The organism is Dyella sp. 05T440 (genome assembly GCF_056395965.1).
In genome coordinates this window covers 17,242-40,475 of sequence record NZ_JBFTKN010000003.1, presented here as the reverse complement: position 1 = coordinate 40,475, position 23,234 = coordinate 17,242, and the positions used below count along the sequence as shown (strand labels likewise).

The 23,234-nt window shown below is 63.4% G+C and carries 14 protein-coding genes; 9 read left to right on the top strand and 5 right to left on the bottom strand.

From position 1 onward, the window contains the following. Positions 1–35: 35 nt before the first annotated feature. The 4 genes from AC1DE1_RS04565 to AC1DE1_RS04550 are packed head-to-tail and all read right to left on the bottom strand — an operon-like array spanning position 36 to position 3,576. Positions 36–893, bottom strand: coding sequence for a fumarylacetoacetate hydrolase family protein (locus AC1DE1_RS04565; protein WP_477175493.1), 858 nt, complete (start codon positions 891–893; stop codon positions 36–38). Positions 894–906: 13 nt separating this feature from the next. Beyond that, on the bottom strand, positions 907–1,653 hold the full coding sequence (locus tag AC1DE1_RS04560) for an SDR family oxidoreductase (RefSeq protein WP_441603839.1): 747 nt from the start codon (positions 1,651–1,653) through the stop codon (positions 907–909). Between the two features lie 46 nt (positions 1,654–1,699). Next, positions 1,700–2,554, bottom strand: a complete 855-nt coding sequence (locus AC1DE1_RS04555) for an amidohydrolase family protein (protein WP_477175492.1) — start codon at positions 2,552–2,554, stop codon at positions 1,700–1,702. Then, on the bottom strand, positions 2,551–3,576 hold the full coding sequence (locus tag AC1DE1_RS04550; protein ID WP_477175491.1) for an aldo/keto reductase: 1,026 nt from the start codon (positions 3,574–3,576) through the stop codon (positions 2,551–2,553). The genes AC1DE1_RS04555 and AC1DE1_RS04550 overlap by 4 nt, the downstream gene beginning before the upstream one ends. 276 nt (positions 3,577–3,852) lie before the next feature. On the opposite strand from AC1DE1_RS04550, the gene AC1DE1_RS04545 reads away from it, so the two are divergent. The 6 genes from AC1DE1_RS04545 to AC1DE1_RS04520 are packed head-to-tail and all read left to right on the top strand — an operon-like array spanning position 3,853 to position 14,628. Beyond that, entirely contained in the window at positions 3,853–4,887 is a 1,035-nt protein-coding gene (locus AC1DE1_RS04545) for a glucokinase (RefSeq protein WP_477175490.1), read from the top strand. A 27-nt stretch (positions 4,888–4,914) separates the two neighbouring features. Further along, a complete protein-coding gene (locus AC1DE1_RS04540) occupies positions 4,915–7,056 on the top strand; it encodes a glycoside hydrolase family 2 protein (RefSeq protein WP_477175489.1) in 2,142 nt (713 codons plus the stop codon). Next, the gene (locus tag AC1DE1_RS04535) at positions 7,056–8,681 is read left to right on the top strand and encodes an alpha-L-fucosidase (RefSeq protein WP_477175656.1); all 1,626 of its coding nucleotides are present in this window, start codon (positions 7,056–7,058) and stop codon (positions 8,679–8,681) included. Before AC1DE1_RS04540 ends, AC1DE1_RS04535 begins: the two co-directional genes overlap by 1 nt. Next, positions 8,678–9,736, top strand: a complete 1,059-nt coding sequence (locus AC1DE1_RS04530) for a glycosyl hydrolase family 18 protein (RefSeq protein ID WP_477175488.1) — start codon at positions 8,678–8,680, stop codon at positions 9,734–9,736. Before AC1DE1_RS04535 ends, AC1DE1_RS04530 begins: the two co-directional genes overlap by 4 nt. Continuing rightward, positions 9,723–12,047, top strand: coding sequence for a family 20 glycosylhydrolase (locus tag AC1DE1_RS04525; RefSeq protein WP_477175487.1), 2,325 nt, complete (start codon positions 9,723–9,725; stop codon positions 12,045–12,047). The genes AC1DE1_RS04530 and AC1DE1_RS04525 overlap by 14 nt, the downstream gene beginning before the upstream one ends. A 19-nt stretch (positions 12,048–12,066) precedes the next feature. Further along, positions 12,067–14,628 carry a glycoside hydrolase family 3 C-terminal domain-containing protein gene (locus AC1DE1_RS04520; RefSeq protein WP_477175486.1) on the top strand — a complete coding sequence of 854 codons (2,562 nt, stop codon included), beginning with the start codon at positions 12,067–12,069 and terminating at the stop codon, positions 14,626–14,628. Between the two features lie 56 nt (positions 14,629–14,684). Here AC1DE1_RS04520 and AC1DE1_RS04515 read toward each other — a convergent pair whose 3' ends face one another. Further along, positions 14,685–16,052, bottom strand: a complete 1,368-nt coding sequence (locus tag AC1DE1_RS04515; protein WP_477175485.1) for an alpha-L-fucosidase — start codon at positions 16,050–16,052, stop codon at positions 14,685–14,687. A 77-nt stretch (positions 16,053–16,129) separates the two neighbouring features. Here AC1DE1_RS04515 and AC1DE1_RS04510 point away from each other — a divergent pair, with 77 nt between their 5' ends. The 3 genes from AC1DE1_RS04510 (at position 16,130) to AC1DE1_RS04500 (ending at position 22,742) form a co-directional block, all read left to right on the top strand. Beyond that, complete coding sequence (locus AC1DE1_RS04510) at positions 16,130–17,263, top strand: sialidase family protein (protein WP_477175484.1); 1,134 nt, start codon at positions 16,130–16,132, stop codon at positions 17,261–17,263. 649 nt (positions 17,264–17,912) lie between these two features. After that, the gene (locus AC1DE1_RS04505; protein WP_477175483.1) at positions 17,913–20,921 is read left to right on the top strand and encodes a TonB-dependent receptor plug domain-containing protein; all 3,009 of its coding nucleotides are present in this window, start codon (positions 17,913–17,915) and stop codon (positions 20,919–20,921) included. 153 nt (positions 20,922–21,074) lie between these two features. After that, complete coding sequence (locus AC1DE1_RS04500) at positions 21,075–22,742, top strand: alpha-L-fucosidase (protein WP_477175482.1); 1,668 nt, start codon at positions 21,075–21,077, stop codon at positions 22,740–22,742. The last annotated feature ends 492 nt before the right edge of the window (positions 22,743–23,234 follow it).

Below are 23,234 nucleotides of genomic sequence, written 5' to 3'. Positions count from 1 at the left end.
GCCGGTAACTCAATAAGGAAAAAGCAGGGCAGCGCTCAGGCGCGCGAAGCGGGATAGGCGAGCACGTCCTGTCGCTGCCGGCCCAGACCTTCGATACCCAGTTCGATCACGTCGCCCGGCTTCAGATAGGTGGGCGGATGCAGGCCCAGCCCGACGCCGGCCGGTGTTCCCGTGCTGATCACGTCGCCTGGCATCAAGGTCATGTAGCGGCTGATGTAGCTCACCAGCTGCGCCACGCCGAACACCATCGTGCGCGTGTTGCCGTTCTGGTAACGGTGACCGTTCACTTCGAGCCAGAGGGCGAGCTTTTGCGGGTCGGGGACCTCGTCCCGGGTGACCAGCCATGGGCCGATCGGCCCGAACGTGTCGCAGCTTTTGCCTTTCACCCACTGGCCGCCGTGTTCGAGCTGGAACTCGCGCTCGGACAGGTCGTTGATCACCGCATAGCCGGCGACGTGATCGAGTGCCTCGTTGACGTCGACGTAGCGCGTGACCTCGCCGATGATCACGCCGAGCTCCACTTCCCAGTCGGTTTTCGCCGAGCCGCGCGGAATGACGACGGCATCGTTGGCGCCGCCGATGGCGGTCGTGGCCTTCATGAAAAGCACGGGCTGCTCAGGCACCGGCGCATTCGTTTCAGCCGCATGGTCGGCGTAGTTCATGCCCACGCAGAGCATCTTGCCGACGTGCGCCACCGGCACGCCGAAGCGTGGCGTGCCATCGACGCGGGGCAGGGTGGCCGGATCCAGGGCCATCAGACGGCGCAGGCCATCGCGACCAAGCACAACTGCCGTGATGTCGTCGATCACGCCCGAAAGATCGCGCAAGGCGCCATCGCCATCGATCAGTCCGGGCTTTTCCGCGCCGAGTTCCCCGTAACGACAAAGTTTCATGCAGTGGCTTCCATCAGTTCGACCAACCGCCATCCACGACATGGATGGTGCCGGTGGTAAAGGAGGATTCGTCGGAGGCGAGATAAACGGCGAGCGCAGCGATCTCCTCGGGCGTGCCGAGTCGCCCCATCGGCTGCCGCGAGGTGAAGCTCTGCCATGCAGCTTCTTCGTCGCCGCCCAGGGCGCGCACGCGCTCGGCGAGCGATGGCGTCTTGACCGTGCCGGGGCAGATCGCATTGCAGCGTATGCCCGCCGACACATAATCGGCGGCGATGGAACGCGTCAGGCCGATCACCGCAGCCTTGGTCGCACCGTAGGCAAAGCGATTAGGCACGCCCTTGATGCTCGAGGCGACCGACGACATGTTGACGATGCTGCCCGTGCCGCGACTCAACATGCCCGGAAGCACCGCGCGACACAGATGAAACATGCTGTCCACATTGATGGCAAACGAGCGTCGCCAGCTGTCGTCGTCGGTATCGAGGATGGTGCCGGCATGCACGTAGCCAGCACAGTTGAACAACACATCGATGCGCTCAGTCGCGCCCACCAGCGTTCGGATCGCCGCGTCATCGGTGACATCGAGCCGGTGGATACGAATCGAGGAATGGCTCGCGGCAAGCGAAGCCAGATGGCTATCGTTGATATCGGTCGCCAGCACCGTGGCGCCGGCCTCGGCGAAAGCGAGCGCGGTGGCGCGCCCGATGCCTGCGCCTGCCGCTGTGACGAGCGCGTGCTTGCCGGACAATCGGTCGTTCATGCGAGGCGCTCCACGTCGCTGGAATGGCAGCAGGTAACCCAGGTCTTCATGGCCTTGTTCCGGATGCGGTCGCCGATACGCGGTCAGCGAGTGAATAGACGTTCGCGGCGTTGCCGCCAAACACGGCTGCTTCGTGATGACGGGCAAACCGTCGCGTCAGCTTTTGCGCGCACGCTTTCCATTGCTCGTAGCTCGCATGGGTCGTGAGCACGGGCCAGTCGCTGCCCCACATCACGCGCTGCGCGCCGAAGCTCTCGAAGAGGTGCGCTACAAAAGGTTCGATGGCTGCCATGTCGGCGTCCGGACCGGTCAGTGTCAGCAACCCCGATAATTTGCAGGCCACGTCCGGCACTTGGGCGACGCGTGCAATCGCACCGGCCCACGAGGCGAATTGCCCATCCGCGATGTTCGGTTTCGCGCCGTGGTCAACCACGGTGACCAGGCCCGGGTGCCGGGTCAGTCGCTGGGAAAGGGCGCGCAGATGTCGGTTGTCGACCAGTGCATCGAACACCAGGCCGTGGTCGCGCAGGCAGTCGAACGCGCGATCAAGCGAGGGTCGGGCGAGCCACTCCGTATCGGGGATGTCCTGGACCATGGGACGGATACCGCGCAGCAGCCCTTGTCCGCTCTGGACGAGGGCGGCGATGCGTTGCGTGGCGTCGTCCGCTTCCATGTCGACCCAGCCGATCACGCCGAGCACGCCATCGGTCTGTCGGGCGATATCGAACAAGAACAGGGTCTCCTGCTCATCCGGTGCGGCCTGGACAAGGATGCAGGCGTCTGTCGTTGCCTTGAGATCCGGCGGAAGAAACGCGCGCTGCAGCTGGGCCGGGGCATGCGCCAGCCAGCCATAGGCCAGGCGCGCGGGATCCCAGTAGTGGCGATGCGCATCGATGATCATGGCGTCGGCACGCTCTTATCGAGCAGGCCGTGCTCGACCAGCGACGCCCAGGCCGCATCGGGAACCGTGGCGCACATGCGAGCCACGGCGTCATCGACTTCGGCGACCGAGCGCAGCCCGCACACGACTTTCGTCACCGCCGGATGGGCGAGCGGAAATTGCAAGGCAGCCGCGCCGACGCTCGCGCCCGTGCGTGCGCACACATCGTAAAGTTGCTGTGCACGCGCCCTGATGGCCAGCGATGCCGGCGCGTAGTCATAGGTATCGCCAGGACCTGCGTCCGCGCCAAGCAGGCCCGAGTTGTAAGGGCCTGCGATCAGCACAGCCACGCTGTCGGCTTGCGCCCGCGCCATGACGGCCTTGCTGCGCGCCTGTTCGAACAAGGTGTAGCGGCCGGCCAGCATGATCGCGTCCAGCGGAAAACGATCCATCACTTCCAGGCAGACCGCCTCTTCGTTCACACCCAATCCAATGGCGCCCACTACGCCCTGGTCGCGTAACTCGGCCATGGCGGGCAGCGCTTCATCGAGGGCTTGCTTCAACACGTGCGGGTGGCGCGAACCATGGGTGAGTTCGCCGATGTCGTGCAGCAACAGCAGGTCGATGCGACCGGTGCGTAGCCGCCGGATGCTGCTTTCCAGGCTGCGCAGGATGCCGTCGCGCGTGTAGTTGAAGTAGGCCCGGCGACCATCGACCGCGAAGCCATCGCCGCGGTCCGTGCGCTCCTCATCCATGTCGATGAGTCGGCCGACCTTGGTGGAAATGGTGTAGCTGGTGCGCTCGATGCCTTGCAGCGCATCGCCGATGCGCGTTTCGCTGAGGCCGTAGCCGTAATAGGGCGCGGTGTCGAAATGCCGGATGCCCTGGCGCCATGCCTGCAGGATGGCTTCTCGCGCCGCCTCGTCGCCCACGCCGGCATACAGGTTGCCCGCTGGCGCGCCTCCGAAAGCAAGGGCGCCCAGTCGGGCTTCGGCCTGGCCTGGCTGGCCGAAGGACTGTTGATGTTCGTGCTGGACCGGCATCAAACCCCCCAAAACCCGCCTCCTGCAAGGCCGGACGACTGCACCATCGGACGACCGCCACCCGGGCGGCGCCGCCTTTCCGGCATCGTACTACTTGTGCATAGATAAAAACTAGGTTTATATGTGAGCGGACGAGCAGGCCGGCAGACCTCGAGTCGACGCGCTGTGGCGTCACGATGGGCCTGCTATTGAATCGATCGAAATCGCCCTGTTAACTGGGGTGAGGCAAGCACAGCATCGGGGTGGGTGATGACACCGTTGTCGGATAAGAGGCCAGTGCCTCCGCATAGGGACCACCTGCAGGACATGGGCGGGCCGATCGTCGCTGGCGTACTCGGACGGCAGCCGCGCCCGGTGTCTCCCTTTCTTGCCGCCGACCTCGGGGGCACCCACGCACGCGTCGGCCTGGTCGTGCCCGACGCCATCACGGGCAAGCCGGACATCGTCCTTTACCAGGTCTATCGCTGCGCCGAGCACGCCTCGCTGGTCGATATTCTTGGCAGCTTTTGCCGGGAGCATCGCGTGCAGCCGGATGCGCTGGTGCTGGCCTGCGCGGGATTCGTCGAACACGGCGTGGTGATCAACGAGAGCCTGGCGTGGCCTGTGTTGCTGGACAGCGTGTGCATTGAAGGCGGGTTCGCCTCCGTCGATGTGCTCAACGACTTCGAAGCATTCGCGCATGCGGTCGGCCATTTTGAACAGGAGAACAGCACTGCCATCGTGGATGGTGTTGCCAATCCCAGTGGCGCCGTGGCCGTGATCGGCCCCGGCACCGGACTGGGCGCCGCCCTCTGGCTGCCGGGCCGGCCGCCTCGCGTACTGCATACCGAGGCCGGACACATGGAGCTGGCCGCGCGCCCCGGCATCGAGCAGACCATCCGCGCGCAGCTGGGGCCGATCGACGGTTACGTGCCTTACGACCGCGTGCTCAGCGGGCCCGGCTTGCTGCGCCTCTATCGCGCCCTCGCGGCGGTGCAAGGCGTGCCGGCGACGCTCACGGAGCCGGGCGAAATCACTGCCATGGCGTTGGCCGGCATGGACACGCTGGCCACGCAGACGGTCGATCAATTCTGTCGCTGGCTCGGTGCGTTCTGCGGTGATGTCGCCATCGCCTTCAATGCGAGCGGCGGGGTTTGCCTGGCCGGCGGATTTCTCGCGCGCATTACCGGCGTGCTGCGCTCCGGGCCGTTCACCGAGCGGTTCCTGGACAAGGGAGTGATGCGCTCGTTCTTGAACAACACACCTGTGTTCGTCGTCGAGCACGGGCAGCTGGGCGTGCTGGGCGCGGCAAACTGGCGATTGGGCCACTGATACGGGTTTCTTTGCAGGGGCAGGGGAATGGGATTGAGGTGGGGTTACACGCTGGCGGTTCTGATTTCGCTGCTGCTGTGGTCGATGGCTGGCCATGCGCAGGTGCGCATCGACATGGATCACGACTGGCGCTTCCGTACCGACGCCGCCGATGCAGGCATGGCTGCTGGCTGGCCGCGAGCCACGCCGGCCGAAACGCGGCTGGTGGATGTGCCCCACACCTGGAACATCGGCAAGGATGACGACTACGAAGGTGTCGCCTGGTATTTCAAGTCCTTCACCGTGCCGGCGTCGATGCTTTCGTCCCACGTGGAATTGCATTTCGGCGCCACCTTCTATCGCAGTCGCGTCTGGGTGAACGGCGTAGAAGTCGGCGGCCACGAAGGCGGACACACGGCATACGACCTGGACATCGGCCGGCAGCTTCGTGCGGGGGAAAACCAGATCGCCGTACGACTGGACAACCGTCCCGGCGAGGCGACCATCCCCGGTTACGCGATGCGGCAGGTGGCCAGCGGCAGCGTGTGGTACGACTGGTGGCATTACGGCGGCATCGTGCGCGACGTGTGGCTCAGCGTATCGGACCATGCACTGATCCGGCGGCAACGCATCGCGAGCAAGTTTGGCGGCGACGCGGCCAGCGTCAGCAGCCAGGTATTTGTCGAGAACGTCGACGGCAGCGACGGCAGCTATCGCGTCACCGCAAGCATCATCGATCCGGACGGCAAGACGGTGGCGCAAACGCAGCAGGGCGTCTCGGCAAAGGCGGGGCAGTCCACCTCCACGACACTTGCCGTGAACCTGCCACACCCCCAGTTGTGGAACGTCGGCGACGCGCGACTCTATCAGTGGGTAACGGAGCTGCATGCCGCCGACGGCACGGTGCTGGACTCGCGCAGCGATTCGTTTGGCGTGCGCGACATCGTCATCCGTGACCGCCGCCTCTACGTCAATGGCAAGCCGGTGCGGCTGAGCGGCGTCAGTCGCCACGAGGATTCGCCCTGGGAAGGATTGGCCGAATCGGCGGGCACGATACGCCGCGACTGGTCCGACATGGCCGCCTTGCATACAACGCTCACGCGGCCGGTGCACTATCCGCAGAACGACGAGGTACTCGACTTCGCCGACCGCCACGGCATCTTGCTGGTGCCGGAAATCCCCGTCTGGCAATTCAGCCAGGCGCAGCTGAAAAACCCAAAGCTGCTCGCGCTTGCCAAGGGCATGATGCGCGAGATGATCGAGCAGGATGGCAATCACGCCAGCATCTTCGCCTGGAGTGTTTGCAACGAGAGCGATGCCTCCACGCCTGGTGGTCGCGCCTATGTGGACGCCATGGCTTCGCTTATTCGCGACATCGACCCGGGCCGCTATGTGACCTTTGCCGATGCCGACATCAGCAGCAAGCCGTGGAAAGAAGCGCCGGTGATGCACGACATCGACTTCATCATGGCCAATGCCTATTTCGGATCATGGAGCGGCGCGGGCAGCGACGTGGAACCCTGGCTGGATTTCATCGATCGCACTTATCCCGACAAGATGGTGATCATTTCCGAATTCGGCTACCCGGGCGTTTTCTCGCACGACAGCGCTGCCGCCGACAAGGCGCGCGCCGAGAACCTGCTCCAGCAGATGGAGGCCTTTCAGCGGCGCAGCTTCATTGCGGGAACGATCTTCTGGACGTACCAGGACTATAAATCCCATCGCAATCTGTGGCCCGGCCAGACCGAAGGCTTTGTCGACCACGGCCTGGTCGATGAGAACCGGCAGCGCAGGCCGTCTTACGCGGTCTACGAAACGCGCAACGTGGCGTTGTCGGTGGCGACGCAATGGCGGGTCGACGCCAGTGGACTGCGTGGATTCGAGGCCACGGTGAGCGGCTATCCAGCCACGCATCTGCCTTCCTATCCCATGCTCGGCTATGTCGCCCACTGGCGCGCCATGGACGATCGCGGCCACGAACTTGCGCATGGCGATGAAGTGCTGCGCGACCTGGCACAGCCCATCCGCTTTGAAGGTGCCTGGCCGGCGGTGGGCAAGGGCGCTGCAGTGCATCTGGCCGTGGACGTCGTCCGGCCCGACGGCGTGCGCGCCGGCGGCGTGGTCAGCGACTACCACCCGCTGAACATCGGCAGCGCGCACTTTCTTCCGAACAAGGACGAGCACCCATGATGAAACCGGCCGCGCATGGCGCGCTTGTAGCGGGCTGGCTGCTCTGCGCCTCGGCGTGGGCGCAGTCGCCCACGGCGCCCACTGCCGATTCCTTGTCGCCGGCAGCGCAGGATCAGGCCTGGCAGCAGGCCAGCGCCAAATTCGCGCCGCAACGAAAAGCGATCCTTGATCGTGTGGCCAACGCAGCCGGCCGGGGCCCATTTCGCAGCGACTGGGCCTCCTTGCAGAAGTATCGTTCACCTGCCTGGTACGACGACGCCAAGTTCGGCATCTTCATCCATTGGGGCGTCTACTCGGTGCCCGCGTTCGGCAGCGAGTGGTATTCGCGCAACATGTACCAGCAGGGGACAAAGGAGTTCGCTCATCACGTGGCGACGTACGGGCCGCAGTCGAGGTTCGGCTACAAGGACTTCGTACCGATGTTCAAGGCCGAGCACTTCGACCCGGATGCCTGGGCGAAACTTTTCCGCGATGCCGGCGCGCGCTATGTCGTACCCGTGGCAGAACACCACGACGGCTTCGCCATGTACGACTCGGCGCTGTCAGATTGGACCGCCGTAAAGAAGGGGCCCAGGCGCGACGTGATCGGTGAGCTTGAACGTGCCGTGCGAGGGCAGGGCATGCGCTTTGGTGTGTCCTCGCATCGCGCCGAGCATGACTGGTTCTTCGACGGTGGGCGCCACGTCGATTCGGACGTCAACGATCCGCGCTATGCGGAACTCTATGGCCCTGCCGTAGCGCATCTCAGCAAGGAAGACGAGAACCTGGCGCAGGACTGGACCTATGTCTCCCAGGCCTGGCTGGACGACTGGCTTGCACGCACTGTCGAACTCACCGACAAATACCATCCCGACCTGATCTACTTCGACTGGTGGATCGGTCATCCGACCTTCCGCAATACGTTGCCGACCCTGCTGTCGTACTACTACAACGAAGGCGCGAAACGCGATGGCGTGGTGGTCAATTACAAGCTGGGCGACTTCGCCGATGGCGCCGGCACGCTGGACATCGAACGCGGGCAGCTGCAGGGCATCCACCCCGCCCACTGGCAGACAGACACCTCGATCAGCAACGATTCCTGGGGCTACATCGAGCACGACACGTACAAGTCGCCAACCTTCATCATCCATCTGCTGGTGGATGTGGTCAGCAAGAACGGCAACCTCATGCTCAACGTCGGTCCGCGTGCCGACGGTACGATTCCCGATGGCGCGCAGGACACGCTGCGCAGCATCGGCGGATGGCTGAAGGCGAACGGCGAGGCGATCTATGGCAGCAAGCCATGGCGCACGTTTGGCGAAGGTCCGACCGAGGTGGTCAGCGGCACCTTCCAGGACACCAAGACCAAGCCATATACCGCCGAAGATTTCCGCTTCACCACCGGCAACGGCAAGCTCTACGCGATCGAGCTGGATTGGCCGTCGAACGCCCAGGCCACCATCCATTCGATCAAGCCGGAAGACAAAGTCACACGCGTCCAGTCTGTGGCAGACAACCGCACCATCCCGTTTACCCAGGATGCCGGCGGCCTGCATCTCCGTCTGCCGTCCCACCCGATCGGCAGCGATGCGTACGTCTATCGCATCACCTTCTCCACTCCCCATTCACTCAAGGCTGCGCCATGAAACGATGGTTGTCCCTGACCGTTTCGCTGTGTCTTGCACTGGCGTCGACCGGCGCCTTTGCGAAGGCTCCCACCGCGTTGTTCTATATGATCGAAGTACAGAAATCGATCAACTCGTTCGAGGCGCACATCGACAAGGTCGACTTGCTGGTGCCCACCTGGTTTGGCGTGGATGGCAACGGCCTGGTTTCGGGCGCACCCAACCTCTACGTGCTCAAACTGGCCAAGGCGCATCGTGTGCCGGTGATGCCCATCATCTCCGCTGGTGGCGACCGCAAGAAGTTTCACGATCTGCTGGTCAACGAAACCGCCAAGAAGGCGATGATCGAGGGCATGCTCGAGCAGGCGAAGCTCTACGGGTTCGTCGGCTTCCAGTTCGATTTCGAAAACATCGCCTGGACCGATCGCGACGCACTGACCCTGCTGACGCAACAGACCGCCACGGCGCTGCACAAGCACGGCCTGAAGCTATCCATGGCGGTGGTGCCGAATGCGCCGGGCTACGCGGGCCGCGGTCCTTTCGCCAAATGGATATGGGAATACTGGAAAGGTGCGTACGATCTCAAGGCGCTGGGACAGGCACTGGATCTCGTCTGCCTGATGACATATGACCAGCACACCCGCTGGACCACGCCGGGGCCGGTGGCGGGCATGCCGTGGGTGATGGCCAACCTCGAATACGCCTTGAAGGTGGTGCCGAAGGAAAAGCTCTCGCTCGGCATCGGGCTGTATGGCTACCACTGGTTTGCCGGCGATCCGGTGGGTGTGGACGGCAAGGAGAGTTCGAACATCTCCGCGCAATACATCGATGCGGACGAATCGTTCCCGCTGGCCAGGCAGTTCAACGCCACCATGCAGTGGGATCCGGTGGAGCACGAATCGTGGTTCTACTTCTATCGCGACCAGATGCGCGAGTGGGTGTTCCTGCCCGATGCGCACGCGTTCCGCGATCGCTACGACGTGGTGAAGCAATACGGCCTGGAAGGCTTCTGTGCGTGGGTGATTGGCGCCGAAGATCCCAAGATCTGGGAGGCGCTCCCCGATGCGGTGCGCTAAGCGCGGTCTGAAGGCGCCGATCGCGCTGGCATTGGCAACGCTGTTTGGGTTCGCCGTCGATGCGCACGCGACAGGCACGCTGCCGATCATTCCGCTTCCCGCGCAGGTGAGCATGGGGCAGGGCGGTTATGCCGTCAGTGCCGCTGCCGTCATCCATGTCGCGCCGGGTGATCGCGCGGCCGCCGAGGCGGCCCGCTATCTGGCGTACCTGCTCGTGCGAACGCGCGGACTTTCGCTACCGGTGAAAGAGGATGCGACAGCCACGAACCACGGCGACATCGTCATTCGCAGCGATGCGGCCGCAAGCGTCACGCAGCCGGAGGGTTATGTACTCGACGTTGATGCGCAGGGCATGCGCATCACTGCGCGGGATGCGGCAGGCCTGTTCTACGGCGCCGTCAGCGCGTGGCAGCTGATGACGCCCGATGCCGCAAAGGGTGCCGTCTCGGTGCCCTTGCTGCACATCGCCGACTGGCCAAGATTTGCCTGGCGAGGCCTGATGCTCGACTCGGCGCGTCACTTCCAGCAGCCGGTTGAAATCAAGCAACTGCTCGACGCCATGGCACAGCACAAGCTCAATGTCTTCCACTGGCACCTCACCGACGACCAGGGGTGGCGCCTGGAGATCCGCCGCTATCCCAAGCTCACGCAGATCGGCGCATGGCGCCAGCCGCCCGGGGATGGCGACACCAGGTACGGTGGCTACTACACGCAGGCCGACGTGAAGGACATCGTCGCCTACGCCGCCGTCCGCCACATCACGGTCGTGCCGGAGATCGACATGCCGGGCCACGCGCAGGCTGCCGTGGCGGCTTATCCGGATATCGGCGTCACCGGCGAGCGGCCGTCCGTCTCGATCAACTGGGGCGTCAACCCTTACCTGTTCAATGTCGACGAACACAGCATCCGTTTCCTGCACAACGTGCTCGACGAAGTGATGGGACTGTTTCCATCGACCTTCATCCACGTGGGCGGCGACGAAGCGATCAAAGACCAGTGGCAGGCGTCGGCCGCCGTGCAGGCGCGCATGCGCTCGCTCGGGATCAAGGACGAAAAGGCGCTGCAAAGCTGGTTCATCGAGCGCATGGGGCAATACCTGGCGCAACATGGGCGTCGCCTGATCGGCTGGGATGAAATCCTTGAGGGCGGCATACCGCCGTCCGCCTCGATCATGTCCTGGCGCGGTACGCAGGGCGCCATCGATGCGGCGCGACTGGGGCATGACGTGGTGCTGTCTCCCGCGCCCACGGTCTACTTCGACAACCTGCAGAGTCATCGCGACGATGAACCGTCCGGGCGGCTTGGCGTCCAGACGCTGGCCCGCGTCTACGCGTTTGAAGCGGTCTCGCCGGAGCTCACTGCCGAGCAGGCGAAGCACGTACTTGGCGCGCAGGCCAACATCTGGACCGAGTACCTCACGGCACCCTGGCAGATCCAGCATGCGGCCTTCCCGCGACTGGACGCCTTGGCCGAGGCGACCTGGACGCCTGCCAACGAGCGGCGCTTCGACAACTTCTTGGCGAGGCTGCCCGCGCAATTCGATCGCTATCGCAAAATGGGCATCTACTATGCCGACAGCGCCTTCGCCGTCGACATGCGTGCGCAGCGTTCACCCGGCAACGGCGACAAAGTCGCCGTGACCCTTGTTGCACAGGAGCCGTCCACCACGATCCGTTACACCACCGACGCAACCGTGCCGTCGGCGAGCTCGCCTGTCTATGGTGGACCGATCGAGACTGCGCTGCCTGTCACCATCAGCGCAACGACGTTTACTGCCGACGGACAGCCGCTCGCGCGCGTCCGCACACAGCGTTTCGACGCGCGGACGCTGGCGAGCTACGACGGCAATGCGCTGGAGGCCTGTCCGAAGGGCGACCTTGGCCTGCGCGTGCCGCTGCTGCCCGATGCCACCTCGCCGGCGCCGGTGTACAACCTCGACGTCATGAACAGCTGCTGGCGCATGGCGAACGTGTCCCTGGACGAGGTGGTCGCGATTTTTGTCGACGGTGCATGGCTCGCCCGCAATTACGGCCTGGCGCATGACGCATCGAAAGTCGTGTCGCGCCCGTCACGCCGGCCTGCGGGCGAACTCGAGGTTCACCTCGATACCTGCAGCGGCCCCTTGGCGGCCAGCTTGCCGTTGCCTGCCGAAGCCTTGCCCGGCAGGACGTATCGCGTTGCAGCCGCCGTGACCGCGCACGGCGGCACACACGACTTGTGCATCCTCTCGACGGCGCCGCTTCAAGGTCCTTTGGCAGGCGTCAGCCGCATATCGTTCAATTATCCCGCGCCGCCTGGCGCAACGCAGTGAGCAGGCGGAGCAGGCGCGCATGAGGCGATTACATCAGGCCTGCCTGCTGGCGACCCTGCTGTTCGGCGTCTTGCTGGCGACGCCCGCTCCGGCCGACGAGGCCACGGAGCGGGCGGCCAGTCTGGTCGCGCGCATGACGTCGGCAGAGAAGATCGCGCAGTTGCAAAGTGCCGCACCGGCCATCCCGCGCCTTGGCATTCCCGCGTACGACTGGTGGAGCGAGGGGCTGCACGGCTTTGCCCGCTTTGGCGAGGCGACCGTATTTCCGCAGGCCATCGGTTTGGCGGCCAGCTGGGATCCCGCCTTGCTTCATGCCGTGGGCGGCGTAGTGGCGACGCAGGCGCGCAGCAAGTTCCTCGCTACGGGTCTGCAGCACAATCATGGACGCTACAACGGCCTCACGATCTGGTCTCCCAACATCAACATCTTCCGCGACCCTCGCTGGGGGCGAGGCCAGGAAACCTATGGCGAAGATCCACGCCTGACGGCAACGCTTGCCGTGGCCTTCATCGACGGACTGCAGGGCGATGACCCTGCGCATCCCACGGTGATCGCCACGCCCAAGCACTTCGCCGTGCATAGCGGTCCGGAGCCCGGCCGTCATGGCTTCGATGTCGATGTATCCGCGCATGATCTCGAAGACACCTATCTGCCCGCCTTCCGCGCTGCGATCGTGGAGGGTCGCGCGGGCTCGGTCATGTGCGCCTACAACGCGATTCATGGCGTTCCCGTATGCGCCTTGCCGTGGCTGCTCGGCGAGCGCCTGCGCAGAGACTGGGGCTTCGAGGGCTTCGTCGTGTCCGACTGCGATGCGGTGGACGATATGACGATGTTCCACCACTACCAGAAAGACAACGCCGGCTCATCGGCCAGCGCGTTGCGCGCGGGCACGGACCTGGATTGCGGCTCGGCGTATGCGAGCCTTGGCGGCGCGCTGGCGGATGGCCGGATCAGCGAGCGTGACCTCGATGTGGCCGCAACGCGCCTGTTCGCCGCGCGCTATCGCCTGGGCATGTTCGACGCATCGGCGCCGACGCCGCGGGACGCCCCTGATGCTGATCGCGCACTGGCGCTGCGTGCTGCAGGCGAATCGATCGTCTTGCTCAAGAATCGCGCGAATACACTGCCATTGAAGCCCGGCGGCCGTATCGCCGTGGTGGGGCCAAACGCCGACGCCTTGTCCGTGCTGGAAGCCAACTACCACGGCACGGCTCGACAGCCCGTGACGCCGCTCGATGGCGTGCGCGCACTATGGGGCGAGCAAAACGTGCGTTACGCCCAGGGCGCCACGCTTGCTGATGGCGTGACCGTTCCGATTCCCGTGACGGCACTATCCAACCTCAAGGGCGAGTACTTTCGCGATGCCCGCCTGACCGGCAAGCCGGTGATGACGCGCTCCGACGCCCGGATCGACTTGGATACGGATCACCTGCCGCCTTCGGATGGTCTCGATGCATCCCGCTACGCAGTGCGCTGGACAGGCCAACTGCTGCCTCCCGGCGCGGGTGACTACACCCTGGCCGTGCGCGTGGATCGATGCTTCGACTGTCGCGGGCACGACCCCGTGCGCCTCTATCTCGATGGCCATTTGATCGCTGGCAGCTCGGGCAGCGATGAGCCGCCTGCGGTAAAAATCCATTTTGCCGATACGCGTCCGCACGATCTGCGCCTGGAATGGGAGCACAGCGGCGAGGACCAAGGCATTCACCTGGAATGGATGGCGCCCGCCGATGCACAGCTCGCTGAGGCAGTCAGGGCGGCCGCCGATGCCGATGCCGTGGTTGCCTTCGTGGGTTTGTCGCCAGGTGTCGAGGGCGAGGAACTGAAGGTCGACGTGCCAGGCTTCATGGGCGGCGATCGGACCGCCATCGATCTGCCTGCGTCGCAGCAGAAACTGCTGGAGGCGGTCGCCGCCACCAGGAAACCGCTGGTAGTCGTCTTGATGAGCGGCAGTGCCGTGGCCTTGAACTGGGCCAGTGAACACGCGGACGCGATCATCGCGGCGTGGTATCCGGGCGAGCAGGGCGGATTGGCGGTGGCGCAGACCCTTGCCGGCGTGATCAATCCCGCTGGCCGCCTTCCGGTGACTTTCTATCGCGACGTGCGCGATCTTCCGCCTTTCATCGATTACGGCATGAAGGGTCGCACTTACCGTTACTTCAAGGGCGAGCCGCTGTATGCGTTCGGCGATGGCCTGAGCTACACCACGTTCGTCTATGACGCGCCCAGTCTGTCCGCGCAAAACCTGAAGGCCGGCGACGCGCTCGACGTCGCGGTGAACGTGCGCAACACCGGAACGCGCAGCGGCGACGAAGTAGCGCAGGTCTATCTTGCGTATCCGGGCGCGCCCGATGCACCGCAACGGGCGCTGGTGGGGTTTGAGCGCGTCTCCCTCGCCGCAGGGGAGACGCGTGTCGTGCATTTCCATCTTGACGCGCGCGCCCTGAGCCTGGTCGATGCCGACGGTGTGCGTGCCGTCAGGGCAGGGCGCTACGCATTGTTCGCAGGCGGCCACCAACCCTCGTCGGGGCAGCCATCGGTGGCGTTCACCATCGCAGGACACGCCGACGTGCCGCGCTGAGCATGCCGATGAATGGCATGATCAGCGCCAGCCTGGCGCCGCATGTCGGCGCCATGTCAGTTCGAAGGCAACGCGCCGGCGTCGAACACCTGGAATTCGCGGATGGATGCATCGCCGACGCTGGACAAAATGTTCAGTCGCACGCGTTGCGCAGTGACGCGAGGGAACACATCGATCTTCATGTGGCCGATGGCTTCCGCGTTGGCGACCGCATGCCAGGCCTTGCCGTCGAAAACCTCGATGGCGTACTTGCGCACATGCTGCCCGTTGTCCAGCCATTCCATCGCGAGCGTGCGATCGAAGGTCACCGGGTGGCCGAAGTCGACTTCGAGCGTGGCGTGGCGGGAGCCAGCCGGCGCCGACCAGAATGTGTCCTTGTTGCCGTCCAGGGCTGCCTCGGTGTTTTCGTCCGTCTGCACGTGATGGCGCGCCAGGTTGCTGGCATCGCCATAGCGCGCACGCAGCGCCTTGCCAAAGGCCTCGAGGCGGGCGACGTCGGCATCGGGCAGCCGGCCGTGGCGATCCGGCGCGATGCCCAGCATCAATTGTCCGCCACGCCCGACGCTGTTCTCCCAGGTGTCCACGAGCTTGGCGACACTCTTGAGCGTGACTTCGTCGTTGGGGTGCCAGAACCAGTGCAGGTCATGCAGAGGGGTGTCAACTTCCACCGGGCGCCAGCGCTGGTAGCCGTGGCGGTCGATGACGTTCCAGTTCTCGCCGCGAATATAGCCATCCTCCTGTCCCACCCAGCGAAGGTCGCCGTACTCGAACAAGCCCATGTCGGCAAACACCATGGCATTGGGCTGATAGGTTCGCAGCGTTTCGATGTAGCGCGGGAAATCGTAGACATGGCCGGCGCTGCCTGCGCCATCGAGCCACCACTCGACCAGCGGCCCATAGTGCTCGGCCAATTCCTCTACCTGGGCGCGGTAATACACATCGTAAGCTTGCGGCTGCTTATAGCGCGGCTCATGCCTGTCCCACGGCGACAGATAGACGCCGAACTCCAGTCCTTCGGCACGCGCCGCGTCGGAGGCGAGGCGCACAAGATCGCCCTTGCCATTCATCCACGGGCTGCTCTTCACCGAGTAGTCGCTCTGCGCCGTCGGAAACAGCGCAAAGCCATCGTGATGCTTGGCGACCATCACCATGTAGCGCGCGCCCGCTGCGCGGCTGGCGCGTGCCCATTGCGCCGCATCGACATGGTCGGGATTGAACACCCTGGGGTCGGCTGTGCCGTCGCCCCACTCGCGATCGAGGAAGGTGTTCGTGCCGAAATGCACGATCACGCCAAACTCCAGATCCTGCCAGTGAATCTGCTGGGGGGATGGCTTGGTATCCGCCGCGCCTTGCGCCAACGATGCCTGCGAAAAAAGAGAGAGCGCCAAGGCGGCGCCAAGAACAGTTCGGGCAAGTCGCTTCATTAGCCACCTTTGCAACAATCATTTGGACGTTAATACGTCCTTATGGAAGTTTTCATTAGAGGACGGGAAACGCAGTCGTGTCAATCAAATATGGCGTCGTGCCGAAGGGGAGGTCGAACAGGTCTCGCCTCGCTTTCGCTTTGCTCTTCGTCATGACGTTTCGTGGCGAAGCGGCGCAGACATCCGTGGTTTCGTCCGAGTTCGTATCAACGCACCCACCGACGGCGCAATGCCATGCCGGCACGATCGTTGAAACACCGACGGGGCTCGTCGCCGCATGGTTCGGCGGCAAGCAGGAGCGAGACCCGAGTGTTGGCATCTGGATGTCCCGCCAGGTTTCCGGTCATTGGATAAGCCCGCGCGAGATCGCCAACGGCAGACAATCGGACGGCTCGCGGTGGCCCGCCTGGAACCCGGTGCTGTTCCGGTCGACGACGGGCAGGCTGATGCTCTTCTACAAGATCGGCCCGGATCCGCAGCATTGGTGGGGCATGCTGACGACCTCCGCTGACGACGGCGCCACATGGTCGGCACCGCATCGACTTCCGCCCGGCATCCTCGGGCCGATCAAGAACAAACCCATTCAACTGGCCAATGGCGACATCCTCAGTCCATCCAGTACCGAACGGGGCGGCTGGCGAGTTCATGTCGAGCGGTCGGAGGACGACGGCAGAACCTGGGTGGCTGGCATCGATCTATCATCGCGCGGCATCGAGGCCATTCAACCGAGCTTGCTCCCGAAGCAGGACGGCGGCATCGAGGCCATTGGCCGCACGCGCCAAGGGAAATTGTTCTGGTCGCAGTCCGCCGATGACGGGTGCCACTGGTCGCCATTGCGCCTGCTGGACGTGGACAACCCCAACTCAGGCATCGACGCCGCATCCCTGGCGGACGGCCGCGATCTGCTCGTCTACAACCCGACGTCGCCCGGGTCCCGGTGGTGGGACGGACGAGGAACGCTGGCAGTCGCCATCAGCGCCGACGGCCTGCACTGGAAGAGGGTGCTGACGCTCGAAGACCAACCGGGCCAGGAGTACTCCTACCCGGCCGTGATCCAGTCGCGCGATGGACTAGTCCATGTCTTGTACACGTGGCGGAGAACGCGCATGCGTCATGTAGTGATCGATCCCGCGCGCCTGGGCGGCGCCACCGCTCGCCTGTCTGAAAGCATCCCGCCGATCGTGTCAGGCGACTCAGCCGTCCCGCACTGACCGGGACGTTGCTCCCCCATGAGCGCGTCCAGGGCCGGGGCCCAGGCCCTCGTGATGAGGGCGCTGCCCCGCAGGGAGGGGCGCGAAACCAGCAGGCTCTCATCGTAGGGGCATTGAGCAGGCAAGTGGCCGTCTGCCGGGCAAGTTCTTTTCAAGATTGTTGCAATGCAACTTGCATCGATCCAGTTTAGGCTTATAACTAAGTCAAATATGAACTATAAGTTCGTATATGAATCTCTTCTCGCAGGGGCGGGACGGGGAGGCAGGCGGGAATGGGGCGTGCGGGGCGCGAGCTTGGCACACGCGACCTGGACCAAGGTGAACGAATGGCCCGATGCAGAGCAGGCGTCATGAATCTCCGTTGGCTGTGGTTGGAGCCCTCGACTCGAAGAGGACACATCGGAAAGAGCCGTTCTTGTATGGGAAGAACGTCGGAACCAAGAGCAGCGGATGGCACGGAGAAGGTTGGGCAAAGCCGTTACGCAGCTTGATCACCAGCAGGACGACTTGAAGCGTCTGATCCGGGATGGGGACCGCGAAAGCGGACCGGGGCAGTCGAGCGAACACAGCGCACAAGAAGTGAATAGAGCTGGTGAGCGCAAGGCTCAACAGCAATCACACCATTGAAGCTTTTCGGGGAGGGTTAACCATGAAAAAAATCCGTTTGCGACGCAGCGTACTTGCCACTTCCATGGCGCTGGCGCTTTTCACGCCACTCGCCTTCGCCCAGTCGGCACCAGCCGGCGGCGATCAGTCGTCCGCACAACAGTCATCGGGTGCGCCTTCGTCCAGCAAGTCGGACAAGGCAGTCGAGTTGCAAGGCGTCACGGTCACGGGCTCGATGATCCCGCGCGCGCAAGTCGAAGGACCGGCGCCAGTCGTCTCCATCAGTGCCCAGGAGATCAAGGATCAGGGCTTCACCACGCTGTGGGAGTTCCTCGATTCGTTGCCGCAGGTGGGTCAGCAGACGTCGGATCCGGCCTCCTGGGGTTCGAGCTCGGTCAATGCGCGCTCGGTCAACCTGCGCGGCGTCGGCCCCGGTTTCAGCCTGCTGTTGATCGATGGCCATCGCGTGGTGGATTACCCGCAGCCGCTCAACAAGCAGAGCAATTTCCAGAACTACAACAATCTTCCCCTCGGCATGATCGACCATGTCGAAGTGCTCGCCTCCGGCGCCTCGTCGATCTATGGCTCGGATGCGGTGGCGGGCGTCATCAACGTGATCCTGAAGAAAAACTATCAGGGTGACGAGCTGCAGATTACCGGCGGCACGGCGACGCGTGGTGGCCGCAACTACGGCGACATCAACTTCTTCGGCGGTAAATCCGGCAGCAACTGGCACATCCTGTACAACCTCGAGCAGTACAACCGAACGGCGTTGTGGGGCATGGATCGTCCGTACCAGGACTCGGTGTCCGATGCAGGCTATGGCGCATGGGGCCCAGCCTCGCGCATGTTCGGTTATCAGTACGACGCTGCCGGCGCCATCGCGCTCTCCGCCACGGATGCCAACGGCCACTACATCACGCCGCCGGCGGGCAGCTGCTCGAAGTTCACCAACTCGCAGCTGAGCCAGTCGCATTCGGTCACCACCAATGGCACGCAGATCGCCAGCATCACCGACAACGGTTACTACTGTTCGCAGCCCGCGCTGTTTCAGAACTGGGTGCTGACGCCTGGCACCCGCAGCCAGAACGGCTACATCGCCGGCGAGTACGACTTCAGCAACGGCCTGCAGCTGTATGGTTCGGCCGCCCTGTATGACACGACGGGCATCTCCAACACCCAGCTGCCCGTGGAAGTCACCGGCCAGTTCTACGACCAGAGCACGGGGCAGACCATCAACCAGGCCATCCGCCAGTTGACTGCGCAAGAGATGGGCACGGCGGCCAATACGCATGACCGCGAGCAGAACTGGAATCTGCAGGTTGGCCTGAAGGGCACCATGTTCGACAACCGGTTCAACTGGGATTTGAACCTCAACAGCCAGAAGTACACGGTGCGCGAAGACTATACGGGCATCAACGTCGCCGGCATGAACAACTTCTTCCTCGGCAAGCAGCAGGGCACCACTGCCGACGGCTTGCCGATCTACAACATGAACTGGCAGCAGTGGTGGAATCCGATCACCCCGCAGCAATACGGCCAGTTCGCGGTCAATGGCGAGAACACCTCGTCATCGTGGCTGGACCAGGCGCAGTTCCGCATCAATGGCGATCTTTTCAAACTGCCGTGGGTGGACGAGTCGGTAGGTTGGGCTGCGGTGTTGGAAGCCGCGCACAACGGCTTCCTGCTTTCGCCAGACCCGCGTTCTGCCGACCCGACCACGTTCCAGAATCCGTTCGGCGCGTATCTCACCGGCGGCGGCACGCGCCAGCGCTTCTCGCTGGGCACCGAGTTCCGCGTGCCTATCCTCGATTCGCTGACCTGGACCATTTCCGGTCGCGGCGACAAGTACAACGACGCCAGCATGGCCGACATCGCCAAGACCTGGGGCACGGGCCTGGAGTACCGTCCCTACGATGGCCTGCTGCTGCGCGGCAGCTACGGCACCAACTTCAAGGCGCCGGACATGCAGGCCATCTACCTGACCGGCTCGACCTCGCCGGTGGGTGATTACCTCGACCCCCTGCAATGCATCAACGCGATCAAGTCTGGCCAGTCCAACAGCACCTGGTGCAGCCTGGTGCAGCGTCCGACCTCGCAGTACTACAACTTGAACACCAACGGCAGCCGCCTGCTGGAGCCGCAGACCGGCCACTCCTGGACCTATGGTTTCGTGTGGCAGATTCCGGGCGTGCAGGGCTTGTCGGTATCCGCCGATTACTGGCACATGGGCGTGGACAACGCGATCGAGTATCTGGACAAAGACACCGTGCTGGTCGACGAGGCCGGCTGCCTGACCGGCCTGCAGGCCAACGGTACGTCGGCGTTGTCGCCGTATACGGCGCATGTGCCGGGCTCGGCGTATTGCCAGATGGTGACCCAGATGGTTCAGCGCAATGCAGCTGGCCAGATCGTCTCGGAAGAGTCCGGCCCGATCAACGAGGCTTCGCTGTACGTCAGCGGCATCGATGCATCGCTCGATTACAAGATCCACACCGACGACTACGGCAACTTCCGCGCCGGCATCAACTACACCGACAACCTTTCGTACAAGCAGCGCGTGCTGGCTTCGGACCCGCTGCAGAATACCCGCTACAACAATGTCGCAAGCCGCATGACCTGGATCGCCGACTGGACCAAGGGCGACTGGAACGTGTCGATCTCCGGTGTGCGTGACGGCAGCATGCGCGCTCCGAACTACGCCGGCTGCGTCGTGCTGCCCAATGGCATCCAGCCGGGCATGGTCAACGTGCAGAACGGCAGCGAGTCGATCAGCACGGGCGTGTGCCAGGTAACCCAGGATGGCAACCCGGTGGCCGTGGACTCCGCGACGTATCGTGGCAGGACGCCGGTGTGGATCACCTGGAACACGGCAGTCGGCTGGCAGATGAATCCCGATACCACGTTGAAGCTCACCGTATCCAACATCTTCGACAAGGTAGGCTCGATTCCGTACTACGCCGGCGGCTTCGAATTCGTCACGACGGGTCAGACCGCCGACGAGTACAACGGCCGCGAAATCTTCCTGACGTTCGACTACAAGTTCAAATAAACCCGTGTTTCCCAGCCTGTGGCAGGCATGACTCTCCCCGTCGGACGGGTCGGCCTCGGTGTCCCCGAGGTCGGCCCGCTCATGACGGCAAGGGCAGGGGAGGCGCACTTCCATTGATGGGCGCCTTCCGGTGTGAATCAAGGAGTAGGGCGTATGTCGTTGTGGAAGAAGAAGGCCCGCGAAACCCGCGCGCCCGCCAAGTCTTCATTCGCTTTGCCGCATAGCCGCCTTTGGCTGGGCATGGCTTGCGCCTTATGCACAACAGCCGTTGTTGCTGGCAATCCACCGCAAAGGTTCGCACCGCCGGATGCGGCAACGATCGAGCGCCAATGGGAAGATGCGAATCGTCCTTTCGATGGCGCACGTCAAGCCATACTTGCGCAAACGCACAAGGCGGCCTGGCAAGGCCCGATGTCTCCCGACTGGAAAAGCCTTACCGCCTATCGCACGCCAGCGTGGTATCAGGATGCGAAGTTCGGCATCTTCATCCACTGGGGCGTGTATTCCGTGGCGGCGTACAAGGGCGAGTGGTATCCGCGCCATATGTACGAACGCAGCGGCGAGTACGCCAATTACTACCAACATCAAGTGAGCACCTATGGAGCGATGCCCCAGGTCGGCTACAAGGATCTGATTCCACGTTTCAAGGCAGAGCATTTCGATCCGCAGGCCTGGGCCGCATTGTTCCGCGCGGCAGGTGCGCGTTACGTGGTTCCCGTTGCCGAGCACCACGACGGCTTCGCCATGTACGACTCCAAACTGTCCGACTGGACGGCTGTAAAGATGGGGCCGCATCGCGACGTGATCGGCGAACTCGCCAAGGCGATCCGCGCGCAAGGCATGAAGCTTGGATTGTCTTCGCATCGTGCGGAACACGATTGGTTCTACGAATACGGCCGCAGCTTCGATTCCGACGTCAACGATCCCAGGTACGCCGCACTGTACGGCCCAGCACATCCCACCGAATCGGCCAAGGGCGCCGACGGCAAGGACGTCGACTGGACCTTCGTTTCGGACGCCTATCTCGACGATTGGCTCGCACGCTCGTCCGAAATCGTGCAGGACTACCACCCGGATCTGATGTATTTCGATTGGTGGGTGGGCCAGCCGCGTTTTCGCGGTGCACTCGCCGAATTCGCCGCCTTCTACTACAACCAGGCCGCAACGCGTGATCAGGGTGTGGTGCTCAACTACAAACTCGACAACATGATGCCTGGCACCGGCACCTTGAATATCGAGCGAGGGCAGGCCGCCGATATCCTCACGCAACCCTGGCAGACCGAAACCTCCGTAAGCCCGGACTCCTGGGGCTACGCCGAAGGCGACACCTACAAGTCACCCGACGAGATCGTGCAACTGCTCGCCGACGTAGTGAGCAAAAACGGCAACCTGCTGTTGAACATCGGCCCCAAAGCCGATGGCAGCATTCCCGACGAGGCAAAGAGCATCCTGCTGGCCGTCGGCCAATGGCTGAAACTCAACGGCGACGCCATCTACGGCTCCAGGCCATGGCAGCGCTTCGGCGAAGGCCCAACCCAAGTCGCCGCCGGCACCATGCAGGACACCAAGACCAAACCCTATACGCCCGAAGACTTCCGATTCACCACCCACGACGGCCACCTCTACGCCATCGAAATGGAGTGGCCTGCGAACAACCAGGCGCTGATCCATTCCATCACGCCATCGACGACGGTCCGAAAAGTAACGCTACTGGCCACGGGCAAGCCGATCGCATTCCACCAGAAAGCGGACGGTCTCCATCTAGAGCTGCCAACGCGTCCGTCAGGCCCGCACGCCTATGTGTATCGGATTGACTACTAGGTTGAGGAGCCGGAGGTTGATGGGAGCGGGCCTTGGGGAGAGCCAACTGTACTTTTGCTAGACACTGAGCACAAATAAAGCACGTATAATCAGTAACTTGAAATTTTCGAGTACAGATTTGCGGACGGATTGCCGGCGCTAACTTTGTATCCCTTAGGGCAGCAATTCCCCCCCCATCCGTCACCTCGGCCTCCGCCACGCTTCGTCTCATTTATTCCGGAGAGCGGCGTCAGATTCAAGCGGGCGTGATCATGGGGTTTCGGGCGAATTGCAGGACACCAACAGCAAAGGGGCCAGGCTGGCGCCGGTCATTTTGTAATTTTACATAATATACATTATGCGAAATGTTATGGCGGTTCTGGCCATTGGCACGGCGCTGGCTTAGGTTCCCCAACAAAACTTGTGACCCGGCGTCCGCCAATGCTCTGAATTTCGTCGGTGCCTACCACCAAATAACTTGGGCCGAACGTACCGAAGTTCTGTGCCAACGCA

Bases quoted from the DNA above. Each gene is read 5' to 3' on its own strand.
- AC1DE1_RS04535 (WP_477175656.1), top strand. From the start codon at position 7,056: ATGAAACCGGCCGCGCATGGCGCGCTTGTAGCGGGCTGGCTGCTCTGC.
- AC1DE1_RS04500 (WP_477175482.1), top strand. From the start codon at position 21,075: ATGTCGTTGTGGAAGAAGAAGGCCCGCGAAACCCGCGCGCCCGCCAAG.
- AC1DE1_RS04550 (WP_477175491.1), bottom strand. From the start codon at position 3,576: ATGCCGGTCCAGCACGAACATCAACAGTCCTTCGGCCAGCCAGGCCAG.
- AC1DE1_RS04525 (WP_477175487.1), top strand. From the start codon at position 9,723: ATGCGGTGCGCTAAGCGCGGTCTGAAGGCGCCGATCGCGCTGGCATTG.
- AC1DE1_RS04520 (WP_477175486.1), top strand. From the start codon at position 12,067: ATGAGGCGATTACATCAGGCCTGCCTGCTGGCGACCCTGCTGTTCGGC.
- AC1DE1_RS04515 (WP_477175485.1), bottom strand. From the start codon at position 16,052: ATGAAGCGACTTGCCCGAACTGTTCTTGGCGCCGCCTTGGCGCTCTCT.
- AC1DE1_RS04565 (WP_477175493.1), bottom strand. From the start codon at position 893: ATGAAACTTTGTCGTTACGGGGAACTCGGCGCGGAAAAGCCCGGACTG.
- AC1DE1_RS04560 (WP_441603839.1), bottom strand. From the start codon at position 1,653: ATGAACGACCGATTGTCCGGCAAGCACGCGCTCGTCACAGCGGCAGGC.
- AC1DE1_RS04540 (WP_477175489.1), top strand. From the start codon at position 4,915: ATGGGATTGAGGTGGGGTTACACGCTGGCGGTTCTGATTTCGCTGCTG.
- AC1DE1_RS04555 (WP_477175492.1), bottom strand. From the start codon at position 2,554: ATGATCATCGATGCGCATCGCCACTACTGGGATCCCGCGCGCCTGGCC.
- AC1DE1_RS04505 (WP_477175483.1), top strand. From the start codon at position 17,913: ATGAAAAAAATCCGTTTGCGACGCAGCGTACTTGCCACTTCCATGGCG.
- AC1DE1_RS04530 (WP_477175488.1), top strand. From the start codon at position 8,678: ATGAAACGATGGTTGTCCCTGACCGTTTCGCTGTGTCTTGCACTGGCG.